The sequence below is a fragment of the Bradyrhizobium sp. USDA 4472 genome, from assembly GCF_054058595.1.
This window is the reverse complement of record NZ_JBSSAM010000001.1, coordinates 2,578,961-2,598,130: the sequence shown is the minus strand read 5'-3', so window position 1 is coordinate 2,598,130 and position 19,170 is coordinate 2,578,961. Positions and strand designations below refer to the sequence as shown.

The following is a 19,170-nucleotide window of genomic DNA, read 5'->3' as shown; positions in this document are numbered from 1 at the left end:
GGAACGTATCACGGCACCAGCTTGTAGCCACCGGCTTCCGTCACCAGGATTTCCGGGTTGGCGGCGTCCTTCTCGATCTTCTGGCGGAGGCGGTAGATGTGGGTTTCCAGCGTATGGGTGGTCACGCCGGAATTGTAACCCCAGACCTCCTGGAGCAGGGTCTCGCGCGAGACCGGCATCTGGCCGGCCCGGTAAAGGAAGCGCAGGATCGCGGTTTCCTTTTCGGTGAGGCGCACCTTGCGGGCATTGGCCGCGGTCAGCATCTTGGAGCCGGGGCGGAAGGAGTAGGGACCGACCGAGAACACCGCGTCCTCGCTGGCCTCGTGCTGTCGCAACTGGGCGCGGATGCGGGCCAGCAACACCGCGAAACGGAACGGCTTTGCGACATAATCATTGGCACCGGATTCCAGGCCCAAAATCGTGTCGGAATCGGTGTCATGCCCGGTCAGCATGATGATCGGCGCCTTGAAGCCGCCCTTGCGCAACGAGCGAACCACTTCGCGGCCATCGGTGTCGGGAAGGCCGACATCCATCAGAACGAGATCGGGAGCGTTGGCCTTTGCTGCGCTGGCGCCCTTGGCGCCGGTATCGACGGCGGAGGCTTCAAATTCTTCGTGCAGCGATAATTGCTCCACCAACGTGTCGCGCAGATCGGTATCGTCATCCACGATCAGGATCTTGCGGGCATTGGCCATAGGGGGTCATCCTTTTGGAGTCCGGCGAGGCGCATCATGCCGCACTCAGCCGCGGTGGGAAGTTTAAAGCGATCGCTATTTTTATTGTTGTTCGTGTTGAAGTAGTGGGCTGTCACCGATTCACAAGCCGGAATCACTCTAACCCAGAATAGCAGGGCGGATCGATGAATGTCCTGTAATGAATATTGTATGGCGCGTTCACCATGAAAAACAGAGCTGAGTCAGCCAGTTACAACAGAAATCGTGGATCGGGACCGCTTTCCGCGATCCGCGTTAAGGCTGCCGCCGGGAATCCGCGCCGGGGCTGGCTGACGGCAGGCGGCTTGACGATTCCAGTGGCGCTGGGGCGCGGCGGCATTCGGGCCAATAAGCGCGAGGGCGATGGCGGCACCCCCAGGGGCCGTTTTCGTCCCCGGCAATTGTGGTGGCGGGGCGACCGGCACAGCCGTCCCAAGACCTTTCTGCCGGCACGGACGATCGGCGACATGGATGCCTGGTGTGAAGATCCCGGTGATCGCCACTACAACCAGTGGATCCGCCGTGGGGAGGGCGAGGGCGGCGACCGGCTGAAGCGGGCGGACCATCTCTATGACTTCATCATCGAAATCGACCACAACACCAGGCCGCGCATCGCCGGCCGCGGCAGCGCCGTGTTCCTGCATCTGGCGCGCGACAATTTCGGCCCGACCGCCGGCTGCGTCTCCATGACCAGGGCGGCGATGCTACAACTGCTGCGGCGGATAGGACCGAGAACGACAATCATCATCGGGTGACGGTTCATGCTCGGCAAGGATCAGACCGCCGCCGCTTCGCGCTCCCACGAGCGAGGCCGGCCGCCGGCCGCCAACGGCTCCTACCTATGCCCGAAGATGGCGCTTCCTACGCGCACATGGGTGGCGCCTAACATGATCGCGGTCGCATAATCCGCGCTCATGCCCATCGACAGGTTCTTTAGTCCGTTGCGCGCGGCGATCTTGGCCGTCAGCGCGAAATGAGCCGCCGGCGGCTCGTCCACCGGCGGGATGCACATCAGGCCTGAGATCGTCAGACCATAGGTGTCGCGGCAGCTCTTGAGGAAGGCGTCCGCCTCGCCGGGCGCGACGCCGGCCTTCTGCGGCTCCTCGCCGGTGTTGATCTGGACGAAGAGTTGCGGGTGCTTGTTCTGAGATTCGATTTCCTTGGCTAACGCCTGGCAAATGCTCGGACGGTCGACAGAATGGATCGCATCGAACAGCGCGACCGCCTCTTTCGCCTTGTTGGATTGCAGCGGCCCGATCAGATGCAGCGCGATGCCGGGGTAAACAGATGTTAGTGCCGGCCACTTGGCCTTGGCTTCCTGCACGCGATTTTCGCCGAATACGCGCTGTCCGGCGCCGATAACCGGGATGACTGCATCCGCCGCGAACGTCTTGGACACCGCGATCAACGTGACGGACGCACGATCACGCCGCGCATCCTTGCAGGCGCGTGCAATCTCCGCTTCGACCGCAGTGAGCGCATTTGGTGAATCGCCGGTTAGCGGCGCCGTGTCTCGTTCTGTCATGGTGGCGGTCGAGCTGTGATCGTAACGGAAGTAGGTCCAATTTTACCGAGTTCAAGAAAGGGATTTTGAACCCTTCGCTTTACCTTGGTGCGCGGGATGGGTCGCGCATATGGCAAACGTTAGTTTCAACCGCAAACGAGCAAAACTCAAGCAGGTCCTCGGCATCAGGGCCAGGCTTGCATTGCTCGCGGTGATTCTGGTCGCGCCGCTGATGCTCGATCGCATTCGATCGCTCGAGCACACCCGCACCGAGCAGATTGCGCAGGCCACGGCCGAATTCACCACCGTCGCAAGGCACAGCGCCGACGCGCAGCGCGAGGTGATCTCGTCGGTCGAGACCATCTTGAAATCGGAAGCCTTCATCCGTGCCTCCGCCGGCGGCGTCAGCAAGAGCTGCGACGTGCTGCGTGCGAGCCTGCCGACGAGCCTTCCCTGGATCCGCACGCTCCTGATCGCCGGCCAGGACGGCCGGATCCAGTGCGCGACCAACAACATGTATGTCGGCCTCGACCTCTCCGATCGGCCCTATTTCCAGCAGGCGCAGCAGACCGGCCGCTTCGTGCTGTCCGACTTCATCCTGTCGCGACCGGTGCAGGCGCCGACCGTGATGGCGGTCTACCCGGTGTCCGCGTTCAGTGGCGTCGCTGATGCCGTCGTGCTCGCAACCGTCAACCTCGACTGGATGTCGAAGGTGATGAACAATCTTGGCGGCCGCGAAGGCATCACGGCGGTGCTGGTCGACAGCGCCGGCACCGTGATGGCCGCACCCGCCGACCAGCGCGGCGCGGTCGGTCGTCCGCTCGACGACATGCCGCTGATGTCCGCGATTGCCGACATGGCCTTGCGCTCCGACCAGGACGAGGGTTCGCTGTCGTTCCTCGCCGCCGATGGTTCGCGGCGCGCGGTCAGCTACACGCGCATCGCCGGCACCAATGCCCGCCTGATCGCCAGTATCGATGAGGACAAGGTGTCCGCGGCGGTGAGCCGCGACATCAGGACCGCCTATCTCCAGCTCGCCTTCGTCGTCGTGTTCGTGCTGCTCGGCGCGCTGATAGCAGCTGAAAAGCTCGTGATCATGCCGATCGAAATGCTCGCCGACATGGCCAAGCGTCTCGGCGAGGGCGATCTGTCGGCCCGCGCAGCGCGTAAAAGCCTGCCGTCCGAATTCGTGCCGCTGGCGCGCGCGTTCAACGCGATGGCCGCGCAGCTCAGCCAGCGCGAGCGCGAGCTGATCGCAAGCAACGACCGGCTGACGGTGATGGCGTCGATCGACATGCTGTCGGGCCTCGCCAACCGCCGCGGCTTCCAGAGCCGCCTCGACTTCGAATGGATGCGCGCCCAGCAATATGGCAGCGAACTCGCGTTGCTGATGATCGATGTCGACCATTTCAAGCTGTTCAACGACACCTACGGCCATCTCGAAGGCGATTCCTGCCTGACCCGGCTCGGCGAGTCGTTGTCCGGCATCGCCGCCGATACCATGGGCTTTGCGGCACGCTATGGCGGCGAAGAGTTCTGCCTGCTGCTGCCGAACACCGACGTGAACCACGCCGTCGAGATCGGCGAGCAGGTGCGCGCGGCCGTGCTGAAGCTTTGCCTGCCGCACATCACCTCCGCCCACATGGTGGTTACGGTGTCGATCGGCGTTGCGGCGACGCGGCCCAACGAGAGCTTGCGTCCGGGCGATCTGATCGAAGCCGCCGACGCCGCGCTCTACGCCGCCAAGCATCGCGGCCGCAACAACGTGGTCGAGCATGGCGTGCAGGCGATCGACAACGGCGCCACGGAAATGATGGTTAGCGGTGCCGCCCTGTTCGCGTCTTGAAGCCGGGCCTCCGCCGTCTTGAATCGGAGCGTTTGAGGTGCCTCGGGGGTCCTATCGCATTTCGGCAACCCATTGACCCGCTGAGGACTTTTATGGCCTAGTCCGCCCTCTCAAGGCGGCCCGAACTCTCGAAAACCCAACGATTCCATGACCTCCGAACGCTATAACGCCCGCGACGCCGAACCGCGCTGGCAACGCAAATGGGACGAACAGGCGATCTTCGTCTCGAAGAACGATGATTCCCGGCCCAAATACTATGTGCTGGAGATGTTCCCCTACCCCTCCGGGCGCATCCATATCGGCCATGTCCGCAATTATACGCTCGGCGACGTGCTGGCCCGCTTCATGCGCGCCAAGGGGTTCAACGTGCTGCATCCGATGGGCTGGGACGCCTTCGGCCTGCCGGCCGAGAACGCCGCCATCGAGCGCAAGGTCGCGCCGAAGGCCTGGACCTACGACAACATCGCGGCGATGAAGAAGCAGCTCCGCTCGATCGGGCTGTCGCTGGACTGGTCCCGCGAATTCGCGACCTGCGATCCCGGCTATTACAAGCATCAGCAGAAGATGTTCCTGGACATGCTCGCCGCGGGCCTTGCCGAGCGGGAGAAGCGCAAGCTCAACTGGGATCCGGTCGACATGACCGTGCTCGCCAACGAGCAGGTGATCGACGGCCGCGGCTGGCGCTCCGGCGCCGTCGTCGAGCAGCGCGAGATGAGCCAATGGGTGTTCAAGATCACCAAGTACGCGCAGGAATTGCTGTCCGCGCTTGATGGCCTCGACCGCTGGCCCGACAAGGTCAGGCTGATGCAGCGCAACTGGATCGGCCGCTCCGAGGGCCTCTTGATCCGCTTCGCGCTGGATCAGGCGACGACGCCTGCCGGCGAGAGCGAGCTGAAGATTTTCACGACCCGCCCGGACACGCTGTTCGGCGCGAAATTCATGGCAATCTCGGCGGATCATCCGCTGGCGCAGGCAGCAGCCGCGAAGAACCCCAAACTTGCGGAGTTCATCGCCGACATCAAGAAGATCGGAACCGCGCAGTCGATCATCGACACCGCGGAGAAGCAGGGTTTCGACACCGGCATCCGCGCGGTTCATCCGTTCGATCCGAGCTGGAAGCTGCCGGTCTATGTCGCCAATTTCGTGCTGATGGAATACGGCACCGGCGCGATCTTCGGCTGCCCCGCGCATGACCAGCGCGACCTCGACTTCGTCAACAAGTACAATCTGGGCAACACGCCTGTCGTGTGCCCCGAGGGCCAGGATCCCAAGACGTTCGTCATCACCGACACCGCCTATGACGGTGACGGCCGCATGATCAATTCCCGCTTCCTCGACGGCATGACGATCGAGCAGGCGAAGGAAGAGGTTGCAAAGCGCCTCGAGGGTGAGCTGCGCGGCAACACGCCGGTCGGTGAGCGCCAGGTCAATTTCCGCCTGCGCGACTGGGGCATTTCGCGCCAGCGCTATTGGGGCTGCCCGATTCCCGTCATCCACTGTCCGAAGTGCGATGTGGTGCCGGTGCCTGATGCCGACCTTCCGGTGGTGCTGCCGGAGGATGTCAGCTTCGACAAGCCCGGGCAACGCGCTCGACCACCATCCGACCTGGAAGCACGTCACGTGCCCCCGATGCGGTGGCAAGGCGAGCCGCGAAACCGACACCATGGACACCTTCGTGGATTCGTCCTGGTATTTCGCGCGCTTCACCGATCCCTGGAACGCGACCGCGCCGACGACGCCTGATGTCGCCAACCGGATGCTGCCGGTCGACCAGTATATCGGCGGAGTCGAGCACGCGATCCTGCATCTGCTCTATAGTCGCTTCTTCACCCGCGCCATGAAGGCGACCGGGCACCTTGCGCTGGACGAGCCGTTCGCCGGCATGTTCACGCAGGGCATGGTGGTGCACGAGACCTACCAGAAGGCCGACGGCAGCTGGGTGCAGCCGGCTGAGGTGAAGATCGAGGTCGACGGCAACGGGCGCCGCGCCGTGCTGCTCAGCACAGGCGAGGACGTCACGATCGGTCCGATCGAGAAGATGTCGAAGTCGAAGAAGAACACGGTCGATCCCGACGACATCATCGCGACCTACGGCGCCGACGTTGCCCGCTGGTTCATGCTGTCGGACTCTCCGCCCGACCGTGACGTGATCTGGAGCGACGAGCGCGTCCAGGGCGCCTCGCGCTTCGTGCAGCGGCTGTGGCGGCTGGTGAACGATGCCGTGGAACTCGGCAAGGGCGCGCCGGCGGCTCGGCCGGCCTCGTTTGGCGACGACGCGATTGCCCTGCGCAAGGCCGCCCACGGCGCGCTCGACAAGGTCACGACAGGCATCGAGCGGCTGCACTTCAACGTCTGCCTCGCCCATATCCGCGAGTTCACGAACACCTTCTCGGAGGTGCTGCAGCGCCCCGGTCCGGCGGCACCCGACTTGGCTCCGGATCTGGCTTGGGCGATCCGGGAAGCCAGCCAGATCCTGGTCCAGCTGGTCTCCCCGATGATGCCGCATCTGGCCGAGGAGTGCTGGCAGGTTCTGGGCCAGCCCGGGCTGGTTTCCGAGGCCAATTGGCCGCAAATCGAACGCGATTTGCTGGTCGAAGACAGCGTGACCCTGGTGGTCCAGGTCAACGGCAAGAAGCGGGGTGAGGTCACGGTTGCAACAGCGGCCCAGAATCCGGAAATCGAGGCTGCCGCTTTGGCCCTCGATGCTGTAAAGCTGGCCCTGGACGGCAAGCCCGTCCGCAAGGTGATCATCGTTCCCAAGAGGATCGTGAATGTTGTCGGCTAGGATCCGTATCGCAGCCCGCTTGCTGGCGGTCGCCGCTTTGGCGGCGCTGACGGCCGGCTGCTTCCAGCCGATGTATGCCGAGCATACCGACGGCACCCCGGGCTTGCGTGAAAAGCTGATGGGGGTCGAGCTTCCGCCGATCAGCAAGGCCAACGCCTCGCGAGAGGCCCGGGTCGGCGTCGAGGTCCGCAACGCCCTCGCCTTCAAGCTTTACGGCTCGGCGACGGGGATGCCACCGACCCATCGGCTGGAGATCCGTTTCAGCACAACCAAGTCGTCGCTGATCGTCGATCCCAATACCGGCCTGCCGAACACCGAGAACTACGGCATCGACTGCCAGTACAATCTGGTCGAGGTCGCGACCGGCAAATCGGTGATGACCGGCACCACGTTCTCGCGCGTGTCCTACGACATGCCCGGCTCCTACCAGCGCTTCGCCCGCAACCGTGCGGCGCGTGACGCCGAGGATCGTGCCGCGAACGAGATCGCCGAGAACATCAACACCCGGCTTGCCGCGTTCTTCACCGCAGGCACCTGATTCAGTTCCCTCGTTCCGGGGCGGCCGCAGGGCGAACCCGGAATCCAGAGATTGTAGATCGAGACTCCCGGTTCGCGCTTGGCGCGCCCCGGAATGACGAACCTTGAGCAACATGGTCGCGCTGCGCGGAAAAGAGATCGACGCCTTCCTGGCCCGGCCCGATGCGGGGCGGCCGGTCGTCCTGCTCTATGGCCCTGATGCGGGCCTCGTGCGCGAGCGTGCTGACGCCCTGATTGCATCCGCCGTCGACGATCCCAACGATCCCTTCTCGCTGGTGAAGCTCGATGGCGACGAGCTCTCCGCCGAACCCTCGCGCCTGGTCGATGAAGCCATGACCGTGCCGCTGTTCGGCGGCCGCCGCGCCATTCGCATCCGCGCGGGTTCGCGCAGCTTCGCCAGCGGCGTCGAAACACTGTGCGAGATGAACGTGAAGGATTGCCGCATCGTGATCGAGGCCGGCGAGCTGCGGCCGGAATCGCCGCTGCGCAAGGCCTGCGAGAAGGCCAAGACCGCCGTGGCGATCGGCTGCTATCCCGACACCGAGCGCGATCTCGCGAAGCTGATGGAGGACGAGCTCCGCATCGCCAATCTGCGCATCGCGCAGGATGCCCGCGCCGCGCTGATGTCCTTCCTTGGCGGCGACCGCCAGGCCTCGCGCAACGAGCTGCGCAAGCTCACGCTCTACGCCCACGGCAAGGGCGAGATCACGCTTGAAGACGTGATGTCCGTGGTCGCCGACGCATCCGAGCTGAAGCTCGATCCGATCGTCGACGGCGCCTTCGCCGGCCGGCCCGACATCGTCGAGACTGAATTCGCAAAGGCCATGATCGCCGGCACCTATCCCGGCCTGATCATCTCGGCCGCACAGCGCCAGGCCGCGTGGCTGCACAAGTCGGCGCTCGCGATCGCCGACGGCACGCCGGCCTCGGCCGTGCTCGATAGCGGTTATCCGCGGCTGCATTTTTCACGAAAGCCTGCGGTGGAGGCGGCGCTGCGCAATTTCAGCGTGACGCGGCTCGCCGCCATCATCGAGCAGCTTGCGACCGCCGCACTCGACACCCGCAAGCAATCGACGCTCGCCGCCGCCATCGCCCAGCGCACGCTGATGGCGATCGCCGCGAATGCGAAGCGGCGGGGGTAAGGCCGACGCTCTTCAGCTCATCGGGAGCGCAACTCTCGCCCACGTCATTGCGAACGTGGCGAAGCAATCCAGAATCTTTCCGCGGAGGGACTCTGGACTGCTTCGCTGCGCTCGCACGAGTGGATGGAGCCTGCGCGCCAGTACGACACCAGGGACGCGCCTACAGCGCGCCCTTCGCCAGCCGCTTCATCACCTCGTCGAGCTGATCGAGGTTGCGGTAGTTGATCTGGACCGAGCCGCCGGGGTCGCGGTGATTGACTGTCACCCTGAGGCCGAGCGCATCGCTGACGCGCTTCTCGAGATCGATCGTATCCGGGTCCTTCTCCTTGTTGGCCGCGGTGGTGCGCGTCTTTTGCGGCTTGCGCTCCGGCACGCCCTCTTCATGCGCGAGCGCTTCGGCCTGGCGGACGTTGAGGCCTTCCGCGACGATGCGCTTGGCGGCGGCGAGCGGATCGGGCACGCCGATCAGGGCGCGGGCGTGACCCGCCGTCAGCTCACCGCTGGTGATCAGGGTCTGCACCTCCGCCGGCAGCTTGGTCAGCCGCATCATGTTGGCGACATGGCTGCGGCTCTTGCCGACGACCTTTGCGATGTCGTCCTGGCTGCGTTTGAACTCGTTGGCGAGCGCATGATAGCCGAGCGCCTCTTCCATCGGGTTGAGGTCTTCGCGCTGCACGTTCTCGACGATCGCGAATTCCAGCGCATCGCTGTCGCTGATGTCGACCGGCACGATCGGAACTTCATGCAGACCGGCCATCTGCGAGGCGCGCCAGCGCCGTTCGCCGGCAATGATCTCGAAGCGATCCTGCGCGCCCTTCACGGGACGGACCACGATCGGCTGGATCACGCCATGCTGCTTGATCGATTCGGACAACTCCTTGAGCTCGGTGTCCGAAAAGGTGCGGCGCGGATTGCGCGGATTGGCCTTGATGAATTCGATCGGTACCTTGCGCTGCGCGCGTGGACGGTCGACGTGCTGAGCTTCGCCGCCGACGTCACCGATCAGACTCGCAAGACCTCGGCCCAGTCGCGAACGCGCTTCATCGGCCATCGCCAGCTCCCTTGGATTCACGCTGCAGCACTCCAGAACTGAATTTCGAATCGTGGAAGGTAGGGTGGGTTAGCAGAGCGTAACCCACCATTGCTTCGACTGTGGTGGTAGACTGGTGGATTACGCCTTCGGCTAACCCACCTTATGCATCGGTGTTGGATCAATGCGTGACGCGCAGCTCCCGCTCGCGCTGGATCACTTCGGTGGCGAGCCGCAGATAAGCTTCGCTGCCGACGCATTTGAGATCGTAGACCAGCACCGGCTTGCCGTAGGACGGCGCTTCCGAGATGCGGACGTTGCGCGGAATCATGGTCTTGTAGACCTTCTCGCCCATGAACTGCCTGACATCGGCGACGACCTGGTTGGAGAGGTTGTTGCGCGAGTCAAACATGGTCAGCACGATGCCGTGGATCGACAGGTTCGGGTTGAGCGTCGAGCGCACCTGCTCCACCGTTTGCAGCAATTGCGACAGACCTTCGAGCGCGAAGAACTCGCACTGCAGCGGCACCAGGATCGCATCCGACGCCGCCATCGCATTCACCGTGAGCAGGTTCAGCGAAGGCGGGCAGTCGATCAGCACGTAGGTGTAGTCGGCCTCAGGCGAGACGTTGTTGTTGAGCGCCCCGATCGCATCGCGCAGCTTGAAGGCGCGTCCGGGGGTGGTGCCGAGCTCGAGTTCGAGGCCGGAGAGATCCATGGTCGAGGGCGCGATATGCAGCCGCGGCACCGCGGTCGAGACCACCGCCTCGCGCAGCGGGGCTTCGCCGATCAGCACGTCGTAGGTCGAGCATGAGCGGTTGCGGCGATCGATGCCGAGGCCGGTCGAGGCGTTGCCCTGCGGATCGAGATCGACGATCAGGACGCGCTCGCCAATCGCCGCGAGTGCCGTGCCGAGATTGATCGCAGTGGTTGTCTTGCCCACGCCGCCCTTCTGATTCGCCAGCGCCAGGATGCGCGGGTGACCATGGGGAACGTCGGCCTTTTCTGGGTCCGTCTGATCTTGCTGCGGCACGTCAATTACGGTCATCGAAATTCCCCAACTCAACCCCTGAGCGCCTCAGGCGCGCCGTTCAACTGAAGTCAGCTCGACGATCCAGCCATCGCCCGTCCTGCTGCGATGGAGTTGCGGCTGAATATTCCAATATTTAGCGGCTTCGGTCAATTCAGCCTCTACATCTTGGCCCTTTGGAAATAACGCCTTTGCGCCTTGACGCAGCAGCGGCTCCGCAAAGCCGATGAGCTGATGTAGCGGAGCTAGCGCGCGAGCGGTGACGCAATCGACAGGGCCGGTGATTCTATCCACATTATCCCCGATCTCGGCGAGATGTACGACTCCCGGAGATGTGGTGATGCGAACAGCTTCGCGCAGAAAAGCGGCCTTCTTGGCGATTCGCTCGACGAGGTGGACGTTCGCACCTGGAGTCCCCGCCATGGCGCAAGCCAACACGACGCCGGGAAAGCCGCCACCACTGCCGAGGTCGGCCCAGCGTGTCGCTGAGGGTGCGAGATCGACGAGCTGAAGTGAGTCGGCGATGTGCCGGGTCCAGAGCTGCGGCAAGGTCGAGGGCGCGACCAGATTGGTCTTGACCTGCCACTCCCGCAGCAGCGTGACGTAGCGATCGAGCCGAGCCTCCGTTTCATGTGAGACAGGCGCGAGCTTCAACGCCGCGCGCTTGTCGGCGGCGATGATGGAATCAAGCGCCTGATCCTTGGCGGCGGCCTTGTCGATCTTCGGCTTGGCCGACCCCGGATCGGATCGACGCGTGGCGCCCTCGCCGGCTCCGGGTCGTCGCGATAGCGGCCTGTCCCCGCCCGATCCGCGCTGTTTCACGTGAAACGCCTATGCGATTGCTTTGGTCGACTTACGCGCCTCGCGGCGAAGATAGGCCGCAAGGATGCCGAGTGCGGCCGGCGTCATGCCGTCGATCCGGCCGGCCTGGCCGACCGTGAACGGCCGCGCTTTCTCCAGCTTGGCCCGGACCTCGTTGGAGAGACCGGGGACTTGGCTGTAGTCGACCTCCGACAGCACCATTCCCTCGTCGCGCCTGAAAGCCTCGACGTCGGCACTCTGGCGTTCCAGATAGACATCGTATTTGGCGTCGATCTCGAGATGGGTCGCGATCACCGCGTCGATAGCGGACAGCTCCGGCCAGATCGCCCGGACCTGGCGCCAGCCGATATCGGGATAGGCCATCAGCTCGAAGGCCGAGCGTCGCTGACCATCCCGGTTCAAAGACAATCCGTGCTTGATCGCCTCGTTCGGGGTGATGGTCAGGGACTTCGAGAGAGCTCGGGCCCCGTTTAAGGCATCCATCTTGGCTCGGTGGAATCGGGTTCGGGCACTGCCGACGCAGCCGAGAGCGATCCCCTTCTCCGTCAGGCGCTGATCGGCATTGTCCGCCCGCAAGGTCAGCCGATACTCGGCCCGCGAGGTGAACATTCGATAGGGTTCGCTGATGCCGCGGGTCACGAGGTCGTCGATCATGACGCCGAGATAGCCGTCGGCGCGGTCGAACACCGTCAACGCAGCACCACTGGCTGAGAGTGCCGCATTCAGGCCGGCCACGATGCCCTGCCCGGCAGCTTCCTCATATCCCGTGGTGCCGTTAATCTGTCCCGCCAGGAAGAGACCGCGCAGTCGTTTGGTCTGGAGGGTCGGATCGAGCTCGCGGGGATCTATGTGGTCGTATTCGATGGCATAGCCCGGACGGACCATCTTCACCCGCTCCAGACCGGGAATGCTGGCGAGGATCGCGAGCTGGACCTCCTCCGGCAGCGAGGTCGAGATGCCGTTGGGATACACGGTCGTATCGTCCAGCCCTTCCGGCTCCAGGAAGATCTGATGGCCATCGCGGTCGCCGAAGCGGACGATCTTGTCCTCGATCGAGGGACAATAGCGCGGTCCCGAACTCTTGATCTGGCCGGAGTACATCGGAGAGCGATGGACATTGGCCCGGATCACCTCGTGGGTCGCTGAGGTCGTCCGGGTGATCCCGCACTGGATCTGCGGGGACGTGATCCGCTCGGTCATGACCGAAAACGGCTCGGGCGGCTCGTCTCCGGGCTGCATCTCGACCGCAGACCAGTCGATGGTCGAGCCATCAAGACGTGGTGGAGTGCCGGTCTTCAACCGTCCCAGTGTGAAGCCGGCACGCTCAAATGACGTGGAAAGACCCATCGCGGGGGCCTCGCCGACCCGTCCGGCGGGCCAGTTCTTCTCGCCGATATGGATCAGACCCCGCAGGAAGGTGCCTGTGGTGACAACCACAGCCCCTGCCCGGAGCTCACGGCCGTCAGCCAAGCGCAGTCCCGTGACCCGGCCATCGGTCACGACCAGTTCGTCGGCCTCGCCTTCGATCACCGACAGACCAGCGGTCTCCCGGATCGCCGTCTGCATCGCGGCGGCATAAAGCTTCCGGTCGGCCTGGGCCCGCGGACCTCGGACTGCGGGACCCTTGCGGCGGTTCAGCACCCGAAACTGGATGCCTCCGGCATCGCCGACCCGGCCCATCAGGCCGTCGAGGGCATCAACCTCACGAACCAGATGGCCCTTACCGAGACCACCAATGGCAGGATTGCAGGACATCGCGCCAACCGTGGCGAAACGATGTGTCACCAGAACGGTCGCAGCACCCATTCGGGCGGCCGCAGCCGCGGCTTCACAGCCGGCGTGGCCGCCGCCAATGACGATGACGTCGTAAATCTCTCGCTCTGATCGCATGGGCGCACTTCTAGCTCAGAGGGTGGAAAGCCGGAAGTGGAAACTGGGTGAGATGGCGTTTCACGTGAAACGGCACCGCGGCAGGCGGAGCGGCTTCGTGACACCCCATGGACAATGGGAGCGCGGGCCGTGTTTCACGTGAAACAAGCCGGCGGCGGCACGACGCTGGGCATGAGCCGTTGAGCCGTGACGCACGCGTTTTTGCGCGAAGTGAAGCAATCAGAACCCCTCGACAGGAGATTCTGGATTGCTTCGTCAAAGAGCTCCTCGAACGAGGGAGATGGAGCATCGCGGACAACAACGCGGCGCGCGGGTGTTTCACGTGAAACGAAGCGCTCCGCTCCCATGTGTCACGTGAAGCACAAGGAATGGAACAAGAGCTAGTTCTACAATAAAGAACTAAGACTACTTTCCGATGCAGAATTTCTGGAAGATGGCTCCGAGGACGTCCTCGACGTCGACCCGCCCCAGCAGCCGACCGAGGGCATAGGCGGCGGCGCGCAGCTCTTCGGCGGCGAGTTCTTCGCCATCTTCTACAAGCGCCAGGCTCCGGCGCAAGCTGCCCGAGGCCGTGCTCAACAGATCTCGTTGACGAGCCCGGGTCAGCAATGCCCCTTCACTGGTTCCGAAGAAGTCCGCAGCGAATTTCACGAGGGACTCGACCAATTCAGGAATGCCATCGCCGCGGCTTGCCGAAATTGCGAACTCGCCCTGGGCCCCCACCCCTCCGAGATCGATCTTGTTGCGCACGACCCAGACCGGGCCCCCAGGCCGATTGCGCGATTTCGTCGCGGGATCATCGGCTCCCTTTCCGTCCACCAGCCAAAGGACGAGGTCCGCGTCATCGGCGCGCGCTCGCGCGCGGCGCACGCCCTCCTGCTCGACGGGATCGTCGGTCTCGCGAATGCCGGCCGTGTCGATGACGGTAACCGGATAGCCATCGAGATCGAGCTGCACCTCGATCACGTCGCGCGTGGTGCCGGCGTGGGGCGAGACGATCGCGACGTCGCGGCGGGCGAGCTGATTCATCAACGTCGATTTTCCGACATTCGGCTCGCCCGCGATCGCGACCACCAGGCCGTCGCGCAGGCGTTCAGAATGTCCCTGTGCCGCGAGGACCTTTGCAATCTCATCGTGCAGCGCTTTGATCGCCTTCACGGCCGGCGCCCTCAATTCCGCGGGCACATCGCCTTCATCGGAAAAATCGATTCCGGCTTCGATCAGTGCCGAGGCTTCGATGATGCGCTCGCGCCAGTCGCGCGCGCGGTCGCCGAGCAGGCCCCGCAGTTGGCGCAGTGCCTGGCGACGTTGGCGGTCGGTGTCGGCGTGGATCAGATCGTCGAGGCCCTCCGCTTCGATGAGGTCGAGCTTGCCGTTCTCGAAGGCGCGCCGGGTGAACTCGCCGGGTTCGGCCGCGCGGGTATTCGGAATATTAGAAAACGCTGCGAGGAGCGCGGCCAGCACAGCGCGGCCGCCATGGACATGAAATTCGGCGACGTCCTCGCCGGTCGCACTGCCCGGCCCCGGAAACCAGAGTACGACCGCGTCGTCGATCGGCTGGCCAGCGCTGTCACGCAGCAGCCGGCGGCTGGCCTGCCGGGGCACCGGCAATTCGCCCGCGAGGTTCGTCAGCACCAGGCTGGCCCGCGGGCCCGACACGCGCACCACGGCGATCGCGCTCGGCAGACGGCCGGACGACAGCGCAAAGATGGTCTGATCTCGCAGGTGCATGGCTTATTTGTCCGCCTCCAGGCGAAAAGGCAAACGGCGCGTCGTCTTTGCTGCAATGCAACATACTGCAGCACGTCTTCCCAGCCTCAAGTCCGTTTCGGCTCGCACCAAGGCAACTATTTTTTTGAAATATCAAACTGTTACAAGAAATTCGGCTGCGCGGCACCTCCACCGCGATGCTGCGCATTTCCCGCAGCAAAGCCGCAAGAAAAGAGGGCGCCCGAAGGCGCCCTCTGATGTTTTGCTGCATTCTGACTCAGGTATTCATGGAGTCGAAGAATTCCGAATTGCTCTTGGTCGAGCGCAGCTTGTCGAGCAGGAAATCGATCGCATCCATCGTGCCCATCGGATTCAGGATGCGGCGGAGCACGTACATCTTCTTGAGCACCTGCGGATCGGTGATGAGCTCCTCCTTGCGGGTGCCGGAGCGCGAGATGTCGATCGCCGGGAAGGTACGCTTGTCCGAGACCTTCCGGTCCAGGATGAGTTCCGAGTTGCCGGTGCCCTTGAACTCTTCGAAGATGACTTCGTCCATGCGGCTGCCGGTATCGACCAGCGCCGTCGCGATGATGGTCAGCGAGCCACCCTCTTCGATGTTGCGGGCGGCGCCGAAGAAGCGCTTCGGCCGCTGCAGCGCGTTGGCGTCGACACCGCCGGTCAGCACCTTGCCTGACGACGGCACCACGGTGTTGTAGGCACGGCCAAGCCGCGTGATCGAATCGAGCAGGATGACGACATCGCGGCCATGCTCGACCAAGCGCTTGGCTTTTTCGATCACCATCTCAGCGACCTGGACGTGACGCACGGCCGGTTCGTCAAAGGTCGACGATACGACCTCGCCCTTCACCGAGCGCTGCATGTCAGTGACTTCTTCCGGACGCTCGTCGATCAGCAGCACGATCAGGTAGCAATCCGGGTGATTCGCAGTGATCGAATGCGCGATGTTCTGCATCAGCACGGTCTTACCCGTGCGGGGCGGCGCCACGATCAGCGCGCGCTGGCCCTTGCCGATCGGCGCGACGATGTCGATCACGCGTGCAGAAAGGTCTTTCCGCGTCGGATCGTCGATTTCCATGCGGAAACGCTGATTCGGAAACAGCGGCGTGAGGTTGTCGAAATTGACCTTGTGCTTGGCCTTTTCCGGGTCCTCGAAATTGAGCGTGTTGACCTTCAGCAGCGCGAAATAACGTTCGCCCTCTTTCGGACTCCGAATATGGCCTTCGATGGTGTCGCCGGTGCGCAGGCCGAAGCGGCGGATCTGCGAAGGCGAGACGTAGATATCATCTGGCCCCGGCAGATAATTGGCATCGGGCGAGCGGAGAAAGCCGAAGCCGTCGGACAGCACCTCGACGACGCCCTCGCCGACGATGTCGGTTTCTGCGAGCGCAAGCTGCTTGAGGATGGCGAACAGCAGCTCCTGCTTGCGCATGGTGCTGGCATTCTCGACCCCATTCTCTTCCGCGAACGAGACGAGCTCGGCCGGCGTCTTCGACTTGAGGTCCTGGAGTTTAATTTCCCGCATTGGGGTGGTCCTGTGGGGTAACCTTGGGAGGGGGTGCGAGGAGGCTCTGAAATGCGGACGTGAGAAGGTAAGGTCCGCAGGTCTGGCAAGGTTAAGTGCCGGTGGGGGCTTCAAACCTGATGCGGTGTCCGGCCTTTAAAAGAGCTCGGACACAACCACATCCGCCTGCGTTGGGTGGGATATCGCCAGTATAGAAAATCGCTTTCCACTCCGCAAGCCGAAGCGCTGAGCGATCCTTCACGTTTCCTGCCTGGAATTTCGCCTAGAACGGCTTCACGATCACCATGATGACGATGATGATCATCAGGACGGTCGGAACCTCATTGATAATACGGAAGAATTTCTGGCTGTGCGGGCGCCGGTCGGCGGCGAAATCCCTAACCCAGCGGGAAAAAAAGCCGTGGACCGCGGACATCGCCAGCACCATTGCCAGTTTGACGTGCAGCCAGCCGAAGCTGAACCAATGGCCGGCCCAGGCGAGATAAAGCCCGGCGAGCCAGGTGACAATCATGGCAGGATTGATGATCGCCTTGAACAGGCGGCGTTCCATGATCTTGAACGTTTCGGACTGTTTCGAGCCGATCTCGGCCTCGCAATGATAGACGAACAGCCTGGGCAAATAGAGCATGCCGGCCATCCAGGAGATGACCGCGATCACGTGCAGCGCCTTGATCCAGAGATAGACGTCTTCAAACATGTCCGGGCATCCTTTGCCCAGCCATCAGGCGGTCTGGGGATAGTAAGAACTCGTTAAGGTCTCACCTGCACACATATCCGCCCGCAGGACCTTCCTCAAATCTAGAATCTTAGATTCTTAAGGTTTGAGTCTATGTGACCGTGGATTGGACTCACGCAATTCCGTCCGCAAGTTCACATGCGCTTGTTCACATCCATCAACATATCCCAGCGGGTTCTCGCGCCGTTCGATAAGTCAGCCAGCTTCAATGGCTTGCGCCGTCCTGTCGGCAGCTTATCAAGGGGGTTATCCGCGCCGTCCCGTTTCCATGTCGGCGGGGCTTCGGACTTGTTCTGATGGGCAGTGATGTGAAGAAAATTGGCACTTGTCCCGCCCCTGGTGTCGCACAACCCTTTCCGAGAGGTTAAGGTCCACAGAAATCCACAGATCACACCGACTCCATACAAAGGGTTTCTGTGCCGACCTCGAACAATTATTTCCATCTGCACCTGGTCTCCGACTCCACCGGCGAAACGCTGATCACGGTCGCGCGCGCCGTCGCCGCGCAATATGCCAACGTCACGCCGGTCGAACATGTCTATCCCCTGGTGCGCAGCCAGAAGCAGCTTGACCGTGTGCTCGACGAGATCGAGGAAGCCCCTGGCATCGTGCTGTTCACGCTGCTGGAGAAGGACCTGGTCTCCAGGCTCGAGGACAAGTGCAAGGCGATCAACGTGCCGAGCCTCTCGATCATCGGCCCGGTCATGCAATTGTTCGAAGCCTATCTCGGCGCCGCGACCACCGGTCGCGTCGGTGCGCAGCACGTGCTCAATGCCGAATATTTCAAGCGCATCGACGCGCTGAACTACACGATGATCCACGATGACGGCCAGCACGTCGAAGGGCTCGAGGAAGCCGACGTCGTCCTGGTCGGTGTGTCCCGCACCTCCAAGACGCCGACGTCGATCTATCTCGCCAACCGCGGCATCCGCACGGCCAACGTGCCGCTTGTTCCCGGCATTCCCGTTCCGCCGCAACTGGAGACGCTGACCCGGCCGCTGGTGGTGAGCCTGCACGCGACCCCGGAGCGTTTGATCCAGATTCGTCAAAACCGCCTGCTCTCCATGGGCGCCGAATCGGGATCCGGCAGCGACAGCTATACCGACAGGCAGTCGGTCACCGAGGAGGTCGCCTTTGCGCGCAAGCTGAGCGCCAAGCACGATTGGCCGTTGCTGGACGTGACGCGGCGTTCGATCGAGGAAACCGCAGCCGCTATCATGAAGCTCTATAGCGATCGCCAGCGCAACCGGCCCTCGGAATAACGTTCGAGATGGCTTTGTGGCGCGGCAAAACTCCGTTGATCCTGGCCTCGCAGAGCAGCGCGCGCAAAATGCTGCTGGCGAACGCCGGGCTCGACTTCGAGGCGGTGACCCCTGATGTCGACGAACGCGGCATTCAGGCCGCGTCAAAACTTTCGAATCCGCGCGAGATTGCCCTGCTGCTAGCACGCGAGAAGGCAAACGCGGTCTCAGTCCATCGTCCCGGAAGCCATGTGATCGGTGCCGACCAGACCCTGGCGCTGGGGGATCGTCTCTTCAACAAACCCGCAGGCCGCGCACAGGCGTTGGCGCAATTGCACGATCTCTCCGGTAACACGCACGAGCTGAATTCCGCCGTCGCCGTCGCACATGACGGCAGGATCGTCTTCGAGGATGTCTCGGTCGCACGCATGACCATGCGGCCAATGTCCGACGCTGAGCTGTCAGCCTATCTCGATGCCGCAGGCGACGCCGTCACCACGAGCGTCGGCGCTTATCAGCTCGAAGGTCTCGGCATCCATCTGTTCGAGCGCATCGAGGGGGACCATTTCACCGTTCTGGGCCTGCCGCTGCTGGCGCTGCTTGCGTTCCTGCGGCGCGAACAGCTAATTGCGGTGTGACTG

Annotated in this window: 15 protein-coding genes and 1 pseudogene; 7 read left to right on the top strand and 9 right to left on the bottom strand. The window is 63.3% G+C overall.

All coding sequences use genetic code 11. The features are described 5' to 3' along the window. Positions 1-8: 8 nt before the first annotated feature. A complete protein-coding gene (locus ACVWZ4_RS11855; protein WP_007598630.1) occupies positions 9-695 on the bottom strand; it encodes a response regulator transcription factor in 687 nt (228 codons plus the stop codon). Between the two features lie 203 nt (positions 696-898). Here ACVWZ4_RS11855 and ACVWZ4_RS11850 point away from each other — a divergent pair, with 203 nt between their 5' ends. After that, positions 899-1,468, top strand: coding sequence for a L,D-transpeptidase family protein (locus tag ACVWZ4_RS11850; protein ID WP_456742208.1), 570 nt, complete (start codon positions 899-901; stop codon positions 1,466-1,468). 80 nt (positions 1,469-1,548) lie between these two features. On the opposite strand, the gene ACVWZ4_RS11845 is transcribed toward ACVWZ4_RS11850, so the two are convergent. Beyond that, entirely contained in the window at positions 1,549-2,238 is a 690-nt protein-coding gene (locus ACVWZ4_RS11845) for a YggS family pyridoxal phosphate-dependent enzyme (RefSeq protein WP_456740345.1), read from the bottom strand. Between the two features lie 109 nt (positions 2,239-2,347). Between ACVWZ4_RS11845 and ACVWZ4_RS11840 the strand changes: the two genes are divergently transcribed. The 4 genes and pseudogenes from ACVWZ4_RS11840 to holA all read left to right on the top strand — a co-directional run bounded on the left by ACVWZ4_RS11840 (position 2,348) and on the right by holA (position 8,527). Beyond that, positions 2,348-4,063, top strand: a complete 1,716-nt coding sequence (locus tag ACVWZ4_RS11840; RefSeq protein ID WP_456740344.1) for a diguanylate cyclase domain-containing protein — start codon at positions 2,348-2,350, stop codon at positions 4,061-4,063. Between the two features lie 147 nt (positions 4,064-4,210). Further along, positions 4,211-6,848 (top strand): annotated as a pseudogene (leuS, locus tag ACVWZ4_RS11835) (leucine--tRNA ligase). Next, positions 6,835-7,386, top strand: coding sequence for an LPS assembly lipoprotein LptE (gene lptE, locus ACVWZ4_RS11830; protein ID WP_456700434.1), 552 nt, complete (start codon positions 6,835-6,837; stop codon positions 7,384-7,386). The pseudogene leuS and the gene lptE overlap by 14 nt, the downstream one beginning before the upstream one ends. 112 nt (positions 7,387-7,498) lie before the next feature. Beyond that, the gene (gene holA / locus ACVWZ4_RS11825; RefSeq protein WP_456742207.1) at positions 7,499-8,527 is read left to right on the top strand and encodes a DNA polymerase III subunit delta; all 1,029 of its coding nucleotides are present in this window, start codon (positions 7,499-7,501) and stop codon (positions 8,525-8,527) included. A 160-nt stretch (positions 8,528-8,687) separates the two neighbouring features. On the opposite strand, the gene ACVWZ4_RS11820 is transcribed toward holA, so the two are convergent. The 7 genes from ACVWZ4_RS11820 to hemJ form a co-directional block, all read right to left on the bottom strand. Further along, positions 8,688-9,578, bottom strand: a complete 891-nt coding sequence (locus tag ACVWZ4_RS11820) for a ParB/RepB/Spo0J family partition protein (RefSeq protein ID WP_456736827.1) — start codon at positions 9,576-9,578, stop codon at positions 8,688-8,690. A 160-nt stretch (positions 9,579-9,738) separates the two neighbouring features. Continuing rightward, on the bottom strand, positions 9,739-10,605 hold the full coding sequence (locus tag ACVWZ4_RS11815) for a ParA family protein (RefSeq protein WP_456700437.1): 867 nt from the start codon (positions 10,603-10,605) through the stop codon (positions 9,739-9,741). 30 nt (positions 10,606-10,635) lie between these two features. Next, positions 10,636-11,409, bottom strand: a complete 774-nt coding sequence (gene rsmG, locus ACVWZ4_RS11810) for a 16S rRNA (guanine(527)-N(7))-methyltransferase RsmG (protein WP_456700438.1) — start codon at positions 11,407-11,409, stop codon at positions 10,636-10,638. A 9-nt stretch (positions 11,410-11,418) separates the two neighbouring features. After that, the gene (gene mnmG, locus ACVWZ4_RS11805; RefSeq protein ID WP_456740342.1) at positions 11,419-13,299 is read right to left on the bottom strand and encodes a tRNA uridine-5-carboxymethylaminomethyl(34) synthesis enzyme MnmG; all 1,881 of its coding nucleotides are present in this window, start codon (positions 13,297-13,299) and stop codon (positions 11,419-11,421) included. A gap of 405 nt (positions 13,300-13,704) precedes the next feature. After that, positions 13,705-15,030: a tRNA uridine-5-carboxymethylaminomethyl(34) synthesis GTPase MnmE gene (mnmE, locus tag ACVWZ4_RS11800; protein ID WP_456740341.1), complete on the bottom strand. Its 1,326-nt coding sequence runs from the start codon at positions 15,028-15,030 to the stop codon at positions 13,705-13,707. A gap of 256 nt (positions 15,031-15,286) precedes the next feature. Then, entirely contained in the window at positions 15,287-16,552 is a 1,266-nt protein-coding gene (gene rho / locus ACVWZ4_RS11795; RefSeq protein ID WP_092232423.1) for a transcription termination factor Rho, read from the bottom strand. Between the two features lie 262 nt (positions 16,553-16,814). After that, positions 16,815-17,249: a protoporphyrinogen oxidase HemJ gene (gene hemJ / locus ACVWZ4_RS11790; protein WP_456736823.1), complete on the bottom strand. Its 435-nt coding sequence runs from the start codon at positions 17,247-17,249 to the stop codon at positions 16,815-16,817. Between the two features lie 455 nt (positions 17,250-17,704). On the opposite strand from hemJ, the gene ACVWZ4_RS11785 reads away from it, so the two are divergent. Together ACVWZ4_RS11785 and ACVWZ4_RS11780 are read left to right on the top strand one after the other, a co-directional pair. Further along, complete coding sequence (locus ACVWZ4_RS11785; RefSeq protein ID WP_456736822.1) at positions 17,705-18,550, top strand: pyruvate, water dikinase regulatory protein; 846 nt, start codon at positions 17,705-17,707, stop codon at positions 18,548-18,550. An 8-nt stretch (positions 18,551-18,558) separates the two neighbouring features. Next, positions 18,559-19,167, top strand: coding sequence for a Maf family protein (locus ACVWZ4_RS11780; protein WP_456740340.1), 609 nt, complete (start codon positions 18,559-18,561; stop codon positions 19,165-19,167). Positions 19,168-19,170 lie beyond the last annotated feature (3 nt).